This window comes from Rothia nasimurium, from assembly GCF_042660305.1.
GTDB classification, from domain to species: domain Bacteria; phylum Actinomycetota; class Actinomycetes; order Actinomycetales; family Micrococcaceae; genus Rothia; species Rothia nasimurium.
The window spans coordinates 396,834-411,227 of the sequence record NZ_JBHSTW010000018.1 but is presented as its reverse complement, the minus strand read 5'-3'; the positions used below and the strand labels follow the sequence as shown (position 1 = coordinate 411,227).

At 60.9% G+C, this 14,394-nt stretch carries 14 protein-coding genes; all 14 read right to left on the bottom strand.

The genetic code is table 11. The features are described 5' to 3' along the window. Positions 1 to 3: 3 nt before the first annotated feature. Entirely contained in the window at positions 4 to 1,167 is a 1,164-nt protein-coding gene (gene carA, locus ACFP6B_RS08915; RefSeq protein ID WP_377129343.1) for a glutamine-hydrolyzing carbamoyl-phosphate synthase small subunit, read from the bottom strand. A 52-nt stretch (positions 1,168 to 1,219) separates the two neighbouring features. Then, entirely contained in the window at positions 1,220 to 1,750 is a 531-nt protein-coding gene (locus tag ACFP6B_RS08910; RefSeq protein ID WP_377129342.1) for a PH-like domain-containing protein, read from the bottom strand. Positions 1,751 to 1,765: 15 nt separating this feature from the next. Continuing rightward, positions 1,766 to 3,073 (bottom strand): dihydroorotase, encoded by a 1,308-nt coding sequence (locus tag ACFP6B_RS08905; RefSeq protein ID WP_377129340.1) that lies wholly within the window; start codon positions 3,071 to 3,073, stop codon positions 1,766 to 1,768. 21 nt (positions 3,074 to 3,094) lie between these two features. Next, on the bottom strand, positions 3,095 to 4,078 hold the full coding sequence (locus ACFP6B_RS08900) for an aspartate carbamoyltransferase catalytic subunit (RefSeq protein WP_237185721.1): 984 nt from the start codon (positions 4,076 to 4,078) through the stop codon (positions 3,095 to 3,097). 2 nt (positions 4,079 to 4,080) lie between these two features. Continuing rightward, positions 4,081 to 4,701: a bifunctional pyr operon transcriptional regulator/uracil phosphoribosyltransferase PyrR gene (gene pyrR / locus ACFP6B_RS08895; protein ID WP_377129337.1), complete on the bottom strand. Its 621-nt coding sequence runs from the start codon at positions 4,699 to 4,701 to the stop codon at positions 4,081 to 4,083. Between the two features lie 176 nt (positions 4,702 to 4,877). Then, positions 4,878 to 5,288 (bottom strand): transcription antitermination factor NusB, encoded by a 411-nt coding sequence (gene nusB, locus ACFP6B_RS08890; RefSeq protein ID WP_135012288.1) that lies wholly within the window; start codon positions 5,286 to 5,288, stop codon positions 4,878 to 4,880. Between the two features lie 5 nt (positions 5,289 to 5,293). Continuing rightward, the gene (gene efp / locus ACFP6B_RS08885) at positions 5,294 to 5,857 is read right to left on the bottom strand and encodes an elongation factor P (RefSeq protein WP_237185723.1); all 564 of its coding nucleotides are present in this window, start codon (positions 5,855 to 5,857) and stop codon (positions 5,294 to 5,296) included. 107 nt (positions 5,858 to 5,964) lie between these two features. Then, a complete protein-coding gene (gene aroB, locus ACFP6B_RS08880; protein ID WP_377129334.1) occupies positions 5,965 to 7,059 on the bottom strand; it encodes a 3-dehydroquinate synthase in 1,095 nt (364 codons plus the stop codon). After that, positions 7,056 to 7,676: a shikimate kinase gene (locus tag ACFP6B_RS08875; protein ID WP_237199007.1), complete on the bottom strand. Its 621-nt coding sequence runs from the start codon at positions 7,674 to 7,676 to the stop codon at positions 7,056 to 7,058. Before ACFP6B_RS08875 ends, aroB begins: the two co-directional genes overlap by 4 nt. Before the next feature lie 2 nt (positions 7,677 to 7,678). Next, positions 7,679 to 8,893: a chorismate synthase gene (gene aroC, locus ACFP6B_RS08870; protein ID WP_377129331.1), complete on the bottom strand. Its 1,215-nt coding sequence runs from the start codon at positions 8,891 to 8,893 to the stop codon at positions 7,679 to 7,681. A gap of 101 nt (positions 8,894 to 8,994) precedes the next feature. Further along, positions 8,995 to 9,924: a shikimate dehydrogenase gene (locus tag ACFP6B_RS08865; protein WP_377129329.1), complete on the bottom strand. Its 930-nt coding sequence runs from the start codon at positions 9,922 to 9,924 to the stop codon at positions 8,995 to 8,997. After that, entirely contained in the window at positions 9,924 to 11,141 is a 1,218-nt protein-coding gene (mltG, locus tag ACFP6B_RS08860) for an endolytic transglycosylase MltG (RefSeq protein ID WP_377129327.1), read from the bottom strand. The genes ACFP6B_RS08865 and mltG overlap by 1 nt, the downstream gene beginning before the upstream one ends. After that, complete coding sequence (gene ruvX, locus ACFP6B_RS08855) at positions 11,134 to 11,652, bottom strand: Holliday junction resolvase RuvX (RefSeq protein WP_377129489.1); 519 nt, start codon at positions 11,650 to 11,652, stop codon at positions 11,134 to 11,136. Before ruvX ends, mltG begins: the two co-directional genes overlap by 8 nt. Positions 11,653 to 11,680: 28 nt before the next feature. Beyond that, a complete protein-coding gene (alaS, locus tag ACFP6B_RS08850) occupies positions 11,681 to 14,368 on the bottom strand; it encodes an alanine--tRNA ligase (protein ID WP_377129325.1) in 2,688 nt (895 codons plus the stop codon). Between the last annotated feature and the right edge of the window lie 26 nt (positions 14,369 to 14,394).

Below are 14,394 nucleotides of genomic sequence, written 5' to 3'. Positions count from 1 at the left end.
TCCTTAGTTCTTCTTCTCGAGCATGAGATCGATGAAACGGTCAAAGAGGTAGGCAGCGTCGTGGGGGCCAGCGGCTGCTTCGGGGTGGTACTGCACCGAGAAGGCGGGGATGTCGAGGCAGCGGAGGCCTTCGACCACCTGGTCGTTGAGGCCCACGTGGGAGACCTCGACTCGGCCGAATTCTTCGTTAGGGGCAGTGACGGCGCCGTCCAGCGGGGCGTCTACGGCGAAGCCGTGGTTCTGGGCGGTGATTTCTACCTTGCCGGTGGTGCGGTCCATGACGGGCTGGTTGATACCGCGGTGGCCGAAGGGCAGCTTGTAGGTGCCAAAGCCCAGGGCGCGGCCCAGCAGCTGGTTGCCGAAGCAGATACCGAAGAAGGGGGTTCCGGTGCGCAGGACGGACTGCAGGAGCTGAACCTGGTCGTCCGCTGTTGCGGGGTCGCCGGGGCCGTTGGAGAAGAAGACACCGTCGGGGTTGAGGGCGGTGATGTCTTCGAGGGTGGCGGTTGCGGGCAGCACGTGCACGCGGACGCCGCGCTCGGCAAAGCGCTTCGGGGTCATTGCCTTGATACCCAGGTCGACGGCAACCAGGGTAGCCTTGACGTCGCCGTCCCAGCCCTGGTCAGCGGGTTCTACGGTGTAGGCCTCTTCGATAGAAACGGAGTCAGCCAGTTTCTGGCCCTTCATTTCGGCTGCTGCCTGTACCTGGGCAACCAGGTCTGCCAGGGGCAGCTCGGCGTCTGCACCGGTGAAGATACCGGCGCGCATGGAACCGGCGCTGCGTAGGTGGCGGGTCAGAGCACGGGTGTCGATGCCCTGAATACCCACGATGCCCTGCTCTACCAGCTCTTCATCGAGAGAGCGCTCTGAGCGCCAGTTGGAGGGGCGGCGGGCGGCGTCGCGCACGGCGTAGCCTGCAACCCAGATTTTGCGGGATTCGGCGTCCTCGGTGTTAACGCCGGTGTTGCCGATATGGGGTGCGGTCTGAACCACAATCTGCCCCGCGTAGGAGGGGTCGGTCAGGGTTTCCTGGTAGCCGGTCATGCCGGTTGAGAAGACCGCTTCGCCAAGGGTCTTGCCGGTAGCGCCGTAGCTTTCGCCGCGGTAGAAGGTACCGTCTTCAAGGACGAGTACTGCTGCACGTGGGGTGGGTGCTAGGTGGGACATTCACACACTTCCTGTTGGTTGGTGTAGTCACCTGCAATCAGCAGGTGGAAACTTAGGGTCGGGCCAGGGTATCGTGGCCGACAGTTGCCTGGGGTGCGATAGCTGCAACGGCATCGAGGATTGATTTTTTGTCAGCCGCATAGCGGGTGCGGAAGCCGGTATCGACGGGGTTGCCGTTGAGGGACCAGGAGAGGACGGCCAGGCCGTCCTTCTCGACGAACTTACCGTTCATACCGGCTTCAGTGCGCACACCGATAATGTCGCTAGCGGGAATCCAGATATCTTGGGAGCCGTTGCGCATGATGATGACAGCGTCTTCGTACACGAAGAAGACACCGGTTGATTTCACGCCCAGGGTGTTGGTGGCGATACGGTCGAGCCAGTCCCCCATGACGGTGGTGGCAACATAGGTGCCGGGTACCGCAAGCAGGGATTCGGCGTCGTCGTAGCGTTCGGGCACATCAAGCAGGGTGCCCGTGTGGATCTGACGCTGTTTCCTGTTCTTCCAGCCCTGCCACATAGCCCAAAAGATGAGGGCGGCGATCAGGGCCAAAATCAGGGTGGGTATCAGCTTGTCAGACACGGGCGCTCCTAGCGGTTAGTTTGCGGTCGGGGTGTTGAGCTTACCGTCGAGCACGGTGGGGTGGCCGCCGAAGAAGGTGGCTACGACCGCGCCGGGAACTTCCAGGCCCCGGTAGGGGTTGTTCTTACCCTTGGTTGCCTGAGCGGCAGGGTCAATGACGCGGGTGGCTGCGGGGTCAACCAAGACCAGGTGGGCGGGCTCCCCCGCTTCGAGCGGACGGCCCTGGTCGGCTGCCAGCCCGATTTCGGCGGGCTTGGTGCTCATGATGCGGGCAACGTCGGCCCAGGTGATGTAGCCGGTATCGACCAAGGTCTTCTGGATGATGGACAGTGCCTGCTCAAGGCCGGTCATACCGTTAGCAGCGCAGGCCCACTCGCAGTCCTTGGATTCGGCGGGGTGGGGCGCGTGGTCGGTGCCAATGATGTCGATAATGCCGTCGGCAACAGCCTGGCGCAGGGCCAGAACGTCCTCTTCGGTGCGCAGGGGCGGGTTGACCTTGTAGACGGGGTCGTAGGTGCGTACCAGCTCATCGGTCAGCAGCAGGTGGTGGGGGGTAACTTCGGCAGTTACCTTGATACCGCGCTCCTTAGCCCAGCGCACGATCTCAACCGAACCCTTGGTTGAAAGGTGGCAGATATGCAGACGGGAGCCAACATGTTCTGCCAGCAGCACGTCGCGGGCAATGATGGATTCTTCAGCAACAGCGGGCCAACCAGCCAGACCGAGCTCGGCAGAAACCTTACCCTCGTTCATCTGAGCGCCCTCGGTCAGGCGGGGTTCCTGGGCGTGCTGGGCGATGACACCGTTGAAGGTCTTGACGTATTCCAGGGCTCTGCGCATCAGGGCGGGGTCCCAGACACACATACCGTCATCTGAGAAGACGCGCACCTGGGCACGGGATTCAGCCATGGCCCCGATATCGGAGAGGCGCTCCCCTGCCAGGCCAACGGTCACAGCTCCGATGGGTTGCACCTTAACCCAGCCCGAGTTCTTTCCCAGTTCATAGACCTGTTCCACCACACCGGCAGTGTCAGCAACGGGGTTGGAGTTGGCCATAGCGAAGACGGCGGTGTAGCCGCCCAGAGCTGCGGCACGGGTACCGGTTTCAACGGTTTCGGCATCTTCCTGGCCGGGTTCGCGCAGGTGGGTGTGCAGATCGACCAGGCCGGGGAGAGCAATCAGCCCCTGGGCCTCGACAACCTGAGCTGCGGCGTCCTCAAGGTTTTCGCCAATCTCGGCGATAGTGCCGCCCTTAATCAGAATATCGGCGGTCTTCTCACCAAGCAGTGAGGCGCCCTTGATAAGGTAAACAGATTCAGTCATTGTTTCTCTTTCGTGCAGGGCTTAGGAGCCGGGGTAGAAATCGTTGGCAGAGCCACCGGTCATGAGCAGGTAGAGCACCGCCATGCGTACAGACACACCATTGGTGACCTGGCGCAGCACCCAGGAGCGGGGTGAGTCTGCTGCTTCGGCGCAGATTTCGAGGCCGCGGTTCATGGGGCCGGGGTGCAGGATAGCGGTTTCGTGGGCGGACGCGTCGAGGCGGGCAAAGCGCTCGGGGGTAAGCCCCCACAGGCGGGAGTATTCCTCGGATGAGGGGAAGAAGGCAGCGTTCATGCGTTCTTTCTGGATACGCAGCATCATCACCGCGTCAACTCCCGACTCGATGGCGTCGTCGAGGTTGTAGTAAATCTCTGCCGGCCAGTTTTCGATATCTACCGGGAGCAGGGTGGGTGGGGCAACGAACTTGACGGTTGCTCCCAGGGTGTGGAGCAGCCAGAGGTTGGAGCGGGCCACGCGGGAGTGCAGGATATCGCCCACGATCGCCACCCGCAGACCCTCTAGGGTGAGGCCACGGGTTGTGACGCCCTCAACCTGGGCCTTGAACTGGCGCAGGGTCATGGCGTCCAGCAGGGCCTGGGTGGGGTGGGCGTGGGTGCCGTCACCGGCGTTGAGCACGGGCACGTCAATCCAGCCAGCTTCAGCCAGACGCTGGGGGGCACCCGATGCGCTGTGGCGAATTACCACGGCGTCGGCGTTGATTGCTGCCAGGGTCTGGGCGGTGTCTTTGAGGGACTCCCCCTTAGAGACAGATGAGCCCTTGGCCGAGAAGTTGATGATGTCGGCAGATAGGCGCTTTTCGGCAGCTTCGAAGGACAGGCGGGTGCGGGTCGAGTCTTCAAAGAAGAGGTTGACCACGGTGCGCCCCTGGAGCACGGGGAGTTTCTTGACTTCGCGCTGGCCGACCTCGCCCATGTAGTCGGCGGTATCGAGAATGTTGAGGGCGTCGTCAAGGGAGAGATCCTTGGTATCGAGCAGGTGACGCACGGCTACTCCCCTCCTTCCTGGGCTGAGGTAGCGGAGTGGGCGGGCTGAGAAATAATCACCTTGTCGTCCTCACCGTCGATGGACGAGAGCAGCACCTTAACCGACTCATGGGTGCTAGTGGGCAGGTTCTTTCCTACATGATCTGCACGGATGGGTAGCTGGCGGTGGCCGCGGTCAACCAGTACTGCCAGGCGGACGGCTTCGGGGCGGCCGTAGTCCTTGAGGGCATCGAGGGCGGCGCGGATAGTGCGCCCTGAAAAAAGTACATCGTCAACGAGGACGACGGTGCGCCCCTCTATCCCTGCTGCGGGCAGACGGGTGGGCTCAGGCGTCCGCCCAGGTTTTGAGAGTAAATCATCACGGTACATGGTGATGTCGAGTTGTCCCAGAGAAAAAGCGGGATTAAAGCCGGAATCGGTCTGGGCAATCTTTGCTGCCAGACGCTCGGCTAGAGGGAAGCCTCGGCGCGGAATACCTAGTAGAACCAGGTTCTCGCTACCCTTGTTGGCTTCAAGAATTTCGTGGGCGATGCGAGTAAGAGCTCGCTCAATGTCGGCTGACTCCAGGATGACCCGGTGGGCTCCTGCAGATACGTCGGTGGGTACACCGGTGGTATCGGTCATGTGCCGGCCTCCTTCCCCGCCTCACAGGACGGACTTAAAGGTTGCTGTCACACCTCAATGTATCACGTCCACCCCTCACCGCGGCTGAATTTGAGACAGTTTTCAGTAGGTACCGTTTAAATCAGAAAAACCCACCTCGTTGGTGGGTTTTTCTGATTTAGATGGTACCTATGGGCCTAGGCCAGCAGGGTGGGCTTCACCTGGCGCAGGCGGTCGAGCAGGCCATTCACAAACTTGGGTGAATCGTCGGTCGACAGCAGGCGAACCAGGCCGGTAGCCTCTGAGATAGCTACGGCATCGGGAATCTCATCGTTAAAGAGGAGCTCCCAAGCGCCGAGCCGCAGAGCCACGCGGTCCACGCTGGGCATGCGGTCCATGGTCCAGTCCTGGGCGTAGGTTTCGATGTACTCGCGAATCTCTTCGTCGTGGTCGCGTACGCCACGAACAATCTGCTCGGAGTAGAGCGAAATCTGCGCTGAGGTGTAGGTGCGGCGGCGAATTAGGACGTCTATGACGTCATCGCCGCGCTGGTCGGCCTCAAACAGGACTTCGAGGGCGCGAAGTCTAGCTTTGGTTCTTGAATTCACGGTACTTAGTCGTTGACGCGGCCGAGGTAGTCACCGGTGCGGGTGTCGACCTTGACCTTGGTGCCGGTTTCGAGGAAGAGGGGCACCTGAATCTCGGCGCCGGTCTCGACGGTTGCGGGCTTGGTGCCGCCGGTGGAGCGGTCACCCTGCAGGCCGGGCTCGGTGTAGGTGATTTCGAGGACGACTGAGGCGGGAAGCTCGATGTAGAGGGGTGAACCTTCGTGCATGGCGATGGTTGCGGTCTGGTTTTCGAGCATGTACTTGGCGGCGTCGCCAACGGTGACCTCTGAGACGTTGATCTGGTCGTAGGTCTTCAGGTCCATGAAGACGTAGTCGGTGCCGTCCTGGTAGAGGTACTGGTAGTCGGAGCGGTCGACGGTTGCGGTCTCAACCTTAGCGCCGGCGTTGAAGGTCTTATCAACTACCTTGCCTGAGGTGACGTTACGCAGCTTGGTACGGACGAAAGCGCCGCCCTTACCGGGCTTGACGTGCTGGAATTCGATGACGGACCAGAGGTTGCCGTCAATCTTGAGAACGACACCGTTCTTGATATCTGCGGTAGTAGCCAACAGACTCTCCTCTAAACTGAAATTTTCAATAAGCGTTGCGGGGTAAACCGTAGACCAGTCTACCGGCTCCCCCGCCGCTTTGCGCTATTAGTTAGCGAGTTTCACACCTAGCTGGCAATTTCCTGGTAGGTCATAAACAGGATCGAGTCGTCGGGTACCTCGTAAATGCGGGGCTTGCCCAGGCTTTCCAGAACGACGAAGCGCAGCATGTTGCCGCGGGCCTTCTTGTCGCGGCGCATGGTTTCAAGCAGCTTGGGCCAGCGGTCTGCCGGGTAGGTGGTGGGCAGATCGAGGGCGGTGCAGATGGCACGGGTTCGCTCGACGGTGGCCTCGTCAAGGTAGCCAGCGGCGAGGGACAGTTCTGCGGCGAAGACCATGCCTACTGCTACAGCAGCCCCATGGCGCCACTGGTAGCGTTCTGCGTGCTCGATGGCATGGCCCAGGGTGTGCCCGTAGTTCAGGAATTCACGGCGGCCCGACTCCTTCAGGTCTTCAGACACCACCTCAGCCTTAACCCGAATAGAGCGCTCAATGAGCTCTCGCACTACCTCAGACTGGGAGTCCCGAATCTTGCCGGGGTTCGCTTCAATCAGGTTGAGAATCGTCGGGTCTGCGATGAAGCCGCACTTAATCACTTCGGCCATACCGGTGAGCAGCTCGTGCTGCGGCAGGGTGCGTAGCACGCCCAGTTCGCAGAGGACGGCTGCGGGCGGGTGGAAGGCCCCCACCAGGTTCTTGCCCTCTGCGGTGTTGATGCCGGTCTTGCCGCCGACTGCGGCGTCCACCATGCCCAGCAGGGTGGTGGGGATGTGGATGACGCGGACGCCGCGCAGCCAGGTCGCTGCCACAAAGCCAGCAAGATCGGTGACGGCGCCGCCACCGACGGAAATAATCGCGTCGGTGCGGGTGAAGTCGTTCTGGCCCAGCACCTGCCAGCAGAAAGCGGCGACCTGGATATGCTTGCCCTCTTCGGCGTCCGGAATTTCAGCCGAGTATGCCTCAAAACCCGCTGTACGCATCTGCTCCATCACCAGCTCACCGGTGGAGCGCAGGGCGCGGGGGTGGATAACGAGAATGCGCTGTGTTCGGTTGCCCAGAATCTCGGGGATAGTACCGAGCAGGTTGTGGCCTACGTAAACGTCGTAGTTTTCTGAAGGCTGGGTGCCGGTGACGGGTATGACGGTGGTGGGCTGGTCGCTCACGCTTGACCCTTTCGGTTCTTGATGATGAAGTTCTGAATTTCGGCTGCCATGTCGGCTATTCCCCGGCCTCCGCAGGCGTCCAGGGTGTAGCTGGCGAGCTCTTCGTAGCGGTCCCGCCGGGCCTCAAATATTTCGGTCCATTTTTGCACCGGGTTGGGCTGGAGCAGGGGCCGGGTTTTGCTGTTCTGAATACGAGGGGCCACGGTTTCGGCGTCAACCTTGATGTAGATAACGGTCTCGTCTTTGAGGACGTCGGCTACCTCCGGCGTCATGGGTGCTCCCCCGCCCAGGGAGAAGATGGTGTTGCGCCGGGCAGGTGAAGTGAGCACCTCACGGATTACTTCAGCCTCGATACGGCGGAACTCAGCTTCGCCGTAGTCGGCAAAGATTTGTGACACCTCACCGTATTTTTCGACGATGAGGTGGTCAGAGTCGAGGAACTCGTAGCCGTAGAAGCGCGCGAGGTGCGTGCCTATGTACGATTTGCCCGCCGCCATGGGGCCGATGATCACGACCGGGCGGGATTTTTCGATATAGGTTTCTTGCACCTCGCGCACCTGGTTGGGTGCGAGCACCTCGGTCATGTCGATCGCGTGGTCACGTGATCGGGGGGTCATGGTTAGGCGTCCCACCCTGCTACGTTGGATTCCCAGGCCAGGGATTCGGGGATGGCTGCCAGGTAGGAGTCCATGTTGCGGCGGGTTTCGGTGATGGAGTCGCCGCCGAACTTTTCGAGGGCTGCCTCTGCCAGCACCAGGGCGACCATGGCTTCTGCTACGACGCCGGCTGCGGGCACAGCACAGACGTCTGAGCGCTGGTGGTGGGCACGGGCAACTTCACCGGTGGAGGTGTCGATGGTGGCCAGTGCCTTGGGTACGGTGGCGATGGGCTTCATGGCGGCGCGTACGCGTAGCAGGTCACCGATGGTCATGCCACCTTCGATACCGCCTGCGCGGTTTGAGACGCGCTGGACGCCGTGCTCACCGGGTACGATTTCGTCGTGGGCGCGGGTGCCGGGGCGCTTTGCGGTTTCAAAGCCGTCGCCTACTTCTACACCCTTGATGGCCTGAATACCCATGAGGGCTGCGGCCAGGCGGGCGTCGAGGCGGCGGTCCCAGTGCACGTAGGAGCCGAGTCCCGGGGGAAGACCGTAGGCCAGAACTTCTACCACGCCGCCCAGGGTCTCGCCGTCCTTGTGGGCCTTATCGACGGTAGCGACCATGGCTTCGGAGGTTGCGGTGTCGAAGCAGCGCAGGGGGTCGGCGTCGAGGGCAGCAACATCGCGAGGGGTAGGACGCGGGGCGTCGGCGGGGGCTGCTACCTCAGCGATAGCGGTGGTGTGGCTGACCAGTTCTACACCGAGAGCCTTGAGAATCTGGGCTGCAACGACGCCCAGGGCTACGCGGGTTGCGGTTTCGCGGGCGCTGGCGCGTTCAAGGACGGGGCGGGACTCGTCGAAGCCGTACTTCTGCATACCGGCGAAGTCTGCGTGGCCGGGGCGGGGGCGGGTGAGGGCCGCGTTGCGGGCGCGACCCTCGATCAGAGCGGGGTCAACGGGGTCTGATGACATCACATCAACCCACTTGGGCCATTCGGTGTTGGCGATTTCGATGGCTACAGGGCCGCCCTGGGTTTTACCGTGACGGACACCGCCGAGGATGCGCACGCGGTCCTCTTCGAACTTCATACGGGCACCACGGCCGTAGCCGAGGCGGCGGCGGGCTAGAGCATCGCGCACCATCTCGCTGGTGAGTTCGACACCTGCCGGTACGCCTTCAATAATTCCTACCAGGGCTTCACCGTGGGATTCACCGGCTGTGAGCCAACGTAGCATCTCTAACCTTCTTTACGTTTGCCTGTGGGTCTTGTGTTCTAAGATTTCCAAAAATAGCGGTCGATAGCAAACCGCTACTTCACGATTCGGTATGAGTAGTCTCAGCGTGTGAGCCAGGCTGATTCGTTCACCGATTCGGGTTCAAAGCCTGTAATGGGTAGCCTTACCGCCTGACGCATGGCGGTGAGCACTTCTTCCTGCCGGGGTAAGGGGCGGCTCCTGTCGTGGCCGGTAAAGAGCTTGACCTGGTCTACTGCCTGGTACATCAGCATCTCAAGGCCGCTGGTCACGGTACCGCCGCGGGCTTCCCACTCCCCCGCTAGAACCGAGGGCCAGGGGTCATAGGAGACATCAAGCAGATAGCCCGCAGATTCACCCCGTTCTGCGGTAGCCAGCAGCCCGTCGGCTGCTCCCGCAGGAAGGGTACAGACGGTTACATCAAACTCCGCATAGCTTTTTGCGAAGCTGTCAATCGGCAGAAAGTCAAGGTGCAGACCCAGGCGGGTGGCGGCGTCCGCAACCCCCTGAGCCCGGCTAGCGTCGCGCACAAAGACGCGGACGCCCTCCGCCCCCATGGCACGCAAGGCGGCAAGGGCGGCGGTGGCGGTACCACCGCCACCAATAATCGCAGCACGAGCGGGCCTACCGACGAAACCGGCCTGGCGCAGGGCATTGACGATACCCGACACATCGGTGTTATCGCCCCAGGAGACCAGCCGGCCATCAGTTTCGTGCTGCCAGTAGACGGTATTGACCACACCGACCGCTTGGGCGAAGGGGGTCAGATAGTCCAGCTGCTCTTTGACCGCTGATTTCAGCGGCATGGTGACAGAAAAGCCGCGGGTGCCCCGCTCGGGAGTGTAGCGGGCAAAAACGTCGGCCAGCTGGTCCTCGCGAGTATCTAGCCGGTCGTAGCCCATCTCAAGCCCCATAGCCCGGTAAGCGGCCAGATGCAGCAGGGGTGATTTACTGTGCTTAATGGGGTGCCCCAAGACATAAGCCTTGGGGCACTCGGTAATCTGCTTACTCATTAGGAGCAGACACCCTCGTGAGCTTTACAGAATTCATCGTATACTTCAACATTCTTCAGATGCTGTTCGTAGGTCTTAGCGAAGAGGGTCTCACCGGTGAAGAGATCAACGGTGACCCAGAAGTAGTAATCGTTCTTCTCAGGGTTGGCAGCTGCCTTAATAGCCGCTAGACCGGGTGAACCGATAGGACCTTCGGGCAGGCCCTTGTAGTAGAAAGTGTTGTACTTGTTACTGGCGTCCTGCTTCTGTTCATTAGAGATATGGTAGCTCTGAATGCCCAGACCGTAGGCTACGGTTGCGTCTGACTGTAGGTAGCCGCTGGTTTCGCCATCTGGGTTATTCAGGCGGTTCTCGATAGCACCGGCAATTGGGTAGTAGTCAGCCTCGCGACCTTCGAACTCCAGGATTGAGGCAACGGTAATCACGTGGAAGATTCGGTCATCGCCAGAAACACCGGCCTCTTCTAGAGCGTTGAAGGTGTTATCAACCATCATTTGCAGGATTTCTTCAGCACCGGCGTCCTTGGGGAAGCGGTATTCGCCGGGGAAGAGGAAGCCCTCAACCGTGGGGAACTGAGAGGGAATACCGAAACGTGCAGGATCCGTCGATAGCGCCTTGAACTCCTGGGCACTGATACCGGTACCTGTAGCTAGAGCTTCAAAGGTCTTATCCATACGCCAGGTACGGGCAACCGCCACATAGTTGGTGTTGGCCTCGTCAAAACGCAGCAGCTCACTCAAGGCTGAGGCACTGCTCATTTCCTCCTGCAACTTGTACTCACCGGGCTGGAAGAACTGCTCCTGGCCGTTTTCAGCGTATTCCTGCAAGAAACGGTCGGCGTTAGCAATAATGCCCTGCTCTTCCAGAGAGTTAGCAATACCTATAGCCGATGCACCCTCGGGGATTGTGAAAGTAACTTCGGTGCCGTTACCTTCACCGGCAAAGTCTTTTCGCTCGAACCAGCCAAACTTGGGGGCAAGAATGGAAACAACCAGAACGAGTGCAACAGCAAAAACTAGAGCAGCTGAGATAACAAAGTTGCGGGAACGACGGCGGGTGCGATCTCGATCGTCCTTGGTGTATTCCTCTTCTTCAACGGCGCTGAAGAAACCACCGTTAGCTCCGTCTTCGGTGGAGGCCAGCAGGCCGTCCAGGTCGGTCTGCTGGTTCTTGGTGCGGCGGCGCGGCGGGCGGCTAGAACTCGAGTTCTCAGACATTCGGGTTCTCCGTTTCGTCGTTGGAGGTGCTGGAATCAAGCTCACCGTGAGGGGCAGTGAGCTCAAGGCGGTAGCCGGCCAGGTGTTGGCCAGCCTTGAGGGTGTCGACAGCATGCTGCAGGATATTGACGGCAGCTACCTGATCGACCATGTTTTTAAAGTCTCTGCTCGATACACCTGCCTCGTGCAGGGACCGGTGGGCGCTCACGGTAGTGAGTCGTTCATCGACCAGCCACACGGGCACGGAAGCATCGTCAGCGGCTAGTTCCTGCACCAGGGCCTCGGCATACTCGCGGGCCATGAGGGTCGAGGGGCTCTCTCCCCCGCGCATGGTTTTTGGTAGCCCCACAAACACTTCGGTCACGTCGTTAACTTCAATGAGCTTACGAAGGACTCGCCGGTCCGAGTTCTTTTTCAGATCGCGGCGTAGGGTTTTGAGGGGCGTTGCGAGTATGCCGTCGGGGTCGCACAGGGCCAGGCCGACGCGGGCATTGCCCACGTCGACTCCCATGCGGCGGCCTCTGGTGAAGGTCACTGGGTTAGGCCCCCAGCTCTGAAATGGTGGATCGGATAGCGGTGAAGGCTTCGTCGATCTTGGTGGTGTCCTGGCCACCGCCCTGGGCGACGTCGTCCTTACCGCCACCGCCACCGCCGAGTACACCGGCAGCGACGCGGACGAGGGCGCCCGCCTTGATACCAGCATCGCGGGCAGCCTGGTTGGTGGCAACCAGAACAACGGGACGACCATTGTTCACACCTGCTACCGCTACGGTAGCGGCCTCTTCACCCAGGCGAGAGCGCAGGTCAAGGGCGAGTTCGCGCACGGCGTTGGCGTCCAGTTCCCCTGCGTTGTGCAGAAGGGTGCGGACGGAGCCCACCATCTGGGCGTTTTCGGTCAGCTTACCGGCCTCAGCCTGCAGCTTTTCCTTGCGAAGCTTAGCCAGTTCCTTCTCGGCTTCCTTGAGCTTGGTCAGGGTCTGGTTAATCTTCTCGGGCAGTTCGGTAGAGGACTGCACCTTCATCAAACCGGTCAGCTGGTTGACCAGGGTGCGCTCGGCAGCCAGGTGGTTGAAGGAGTCCAGACCCACCAGAGCTTCAACACGGCGGTTACCCGAGCCAACAGACTGCTCGGTGAGCAGGGTTAGGGATCCGATCTGAGCGGTTGAGCCGACGTGGGTACCGCCGCAGAGCTCGCGGGAGAAGTCGCCGCCCATTTCGACCACGCGCACGGTGTCGCCGTATTTCTCACCAAAGAGGCTCATGGCACCGAGCTTCTTGGCCTCGTCCAGCGGCATTTCGCGGGTAATGGTCTGGAAGTTATCACGGATAGCGGTGTTAGCAACCTCTTCGACTTCCTGCTTGGCGGCCTCGGATAGGCCCTCGCCCCAGGCGAAGTCAAAACGCAGGTAGCCCTCCTTGTTGAAGGAACCGCGCTGGGTTGCTTCGTTACCGAGCACCTGGTGCAGGGCTGCGTGGATGATGTGGGTACCGGAGTGGGCCTTTTCGCCGTCCTGACGGCGCTGTACATCAACCTGGGCAAGAACGGGAGTGCCAGTAGCAACCTCGCCCTCGCGCACAACTGCACGGTGGACGGAAAGGCCCTTGACGGGCTGCTGTACGTCTGAAACGTCAATCATAAAACCATTGCCAGAAATGACGCCAGTATCGGCTGCCTGACCACCGGCTTCTGCGTAGAAGGGGGTTTCGTCCAGTACGATTTCAACCTTCTGACCTGCGGACGCCGCGGGCACAGAAACACCGTCAACCAGGATGGCGCGCAGGGTGGTTTCGGTGCGCAGTTCGTCGTAGCCGGTGAAGATGGAACCGCGTTCGTCAGCCAGTTCGCGGAAGACAGAGAGGTCAGCCATGCCGCCCTTCTTGGCCTTCGCATCGGCCTGGGCACGGTGGCGCTGTTCTTCCATAAGGGCACGGAACTGGTTCTCATCGACCTTGACGCCAGCTTCTTCGGCCATTTCCAGGGTCAGGTCGATGGGGAAACCGTAGGTGTCGTGCAGGGCGAAGGCGTCTGCACCTGAGACTTCTCCCTTACCGGCGGCCTTGGCGGAGGCAACGGCCTCTTCCAGGCGGGCGGTACCTGATTCGATGGTCTTGAGGAAGGCCTTTTCTTCGGCGTAGGCGATGCGGGAGATGCGCTCAAAGTCTTCAGCAACGTAGGGGTAGGCACCGGCCATAGCGTCCTTGGAGGCGGGGAAAAGGACGGGCAGGCAGGGCTCGGTCACGCCCAGCAGGCGCATAGCGCGGATGGCGCGGCGCATGAGACGGCGCAGGATGTAGCCGCGGCCCTCGTTGGAGGGGGTGACACCGTCTGCAATGAGCATGAGGGAGGAGCGGATGTGGTCGGCAACCACGCGCATGCGGACGTCGTCCTCGTAGCCCTCATCGTTAGCGTTTTCAGAGCCGTGGTACTTCTTGCCGGAGAGCTTGGCTGCGGCGTCGAGGACGGGGCGTACCTGGTCGGTCTCGTAGAAGTTCTCTACGCCCTGTAGCAGCATGGCCAGGCGCTCTACGCCCAGGCCGGTATCGATGTTCTTCTTGGGCAGGTCGCCTAGAATCTCGAAGCTGTCCTTGCCGGTACCTTCACCACGCTGGTACTGCATGAAGACCAGGTTCCAGATTTCGATGTAGCGGTCGTCGTCGGCTGCGGGGCCGCCTTCCTTACCGTATTCGGGACCGCGGTCGTAGAAGATTTCGGAGTCGGGGCCTGCGGGGCCGGGCTGGCCGGTGGACCAGTAGTTCTCGGCCATACCCATCTTCTGGATGCGCTCGGCGGGGAACTTCACGTCGTTGACCCAGATGTTGTAGGCTTCGTCGTCGCCCTCGTAGACGGTAACCCAGAGACGTTCGGGGTCGAGGCCGTAGCCGCCGTCTTCGATGGATGAGGTCAGCAGCTCGTAGGCCCAGGGAATGACTTCCTTCTTGAAGTAGTCGCCGAAGGAGAAGTTACCGGCCATCTGGAAGAAGGTGCCGTGGCGGGCGGTCTTGCCGACCTCGTCGATGTCGAGGGTGCGGATGCACTTCTGTACGCTCACCGCGCGGGAGAACTTGGGGGTTTCGCGGCCCAGGAAGTAGGGAATGAAGGGGACCATGCCCGCGATGGTGAACATGGCGCCGGGTTCGTGTGAAACCAGTGACGCTGAGGGTACTACGGTGTGCCCGCGCTTTTCGAAGAATTCGATCCAGCGCTTTGAGATTTCCTGTGAGAGCATCGAGGCTTTCTTCCTTCGGTTGGTAG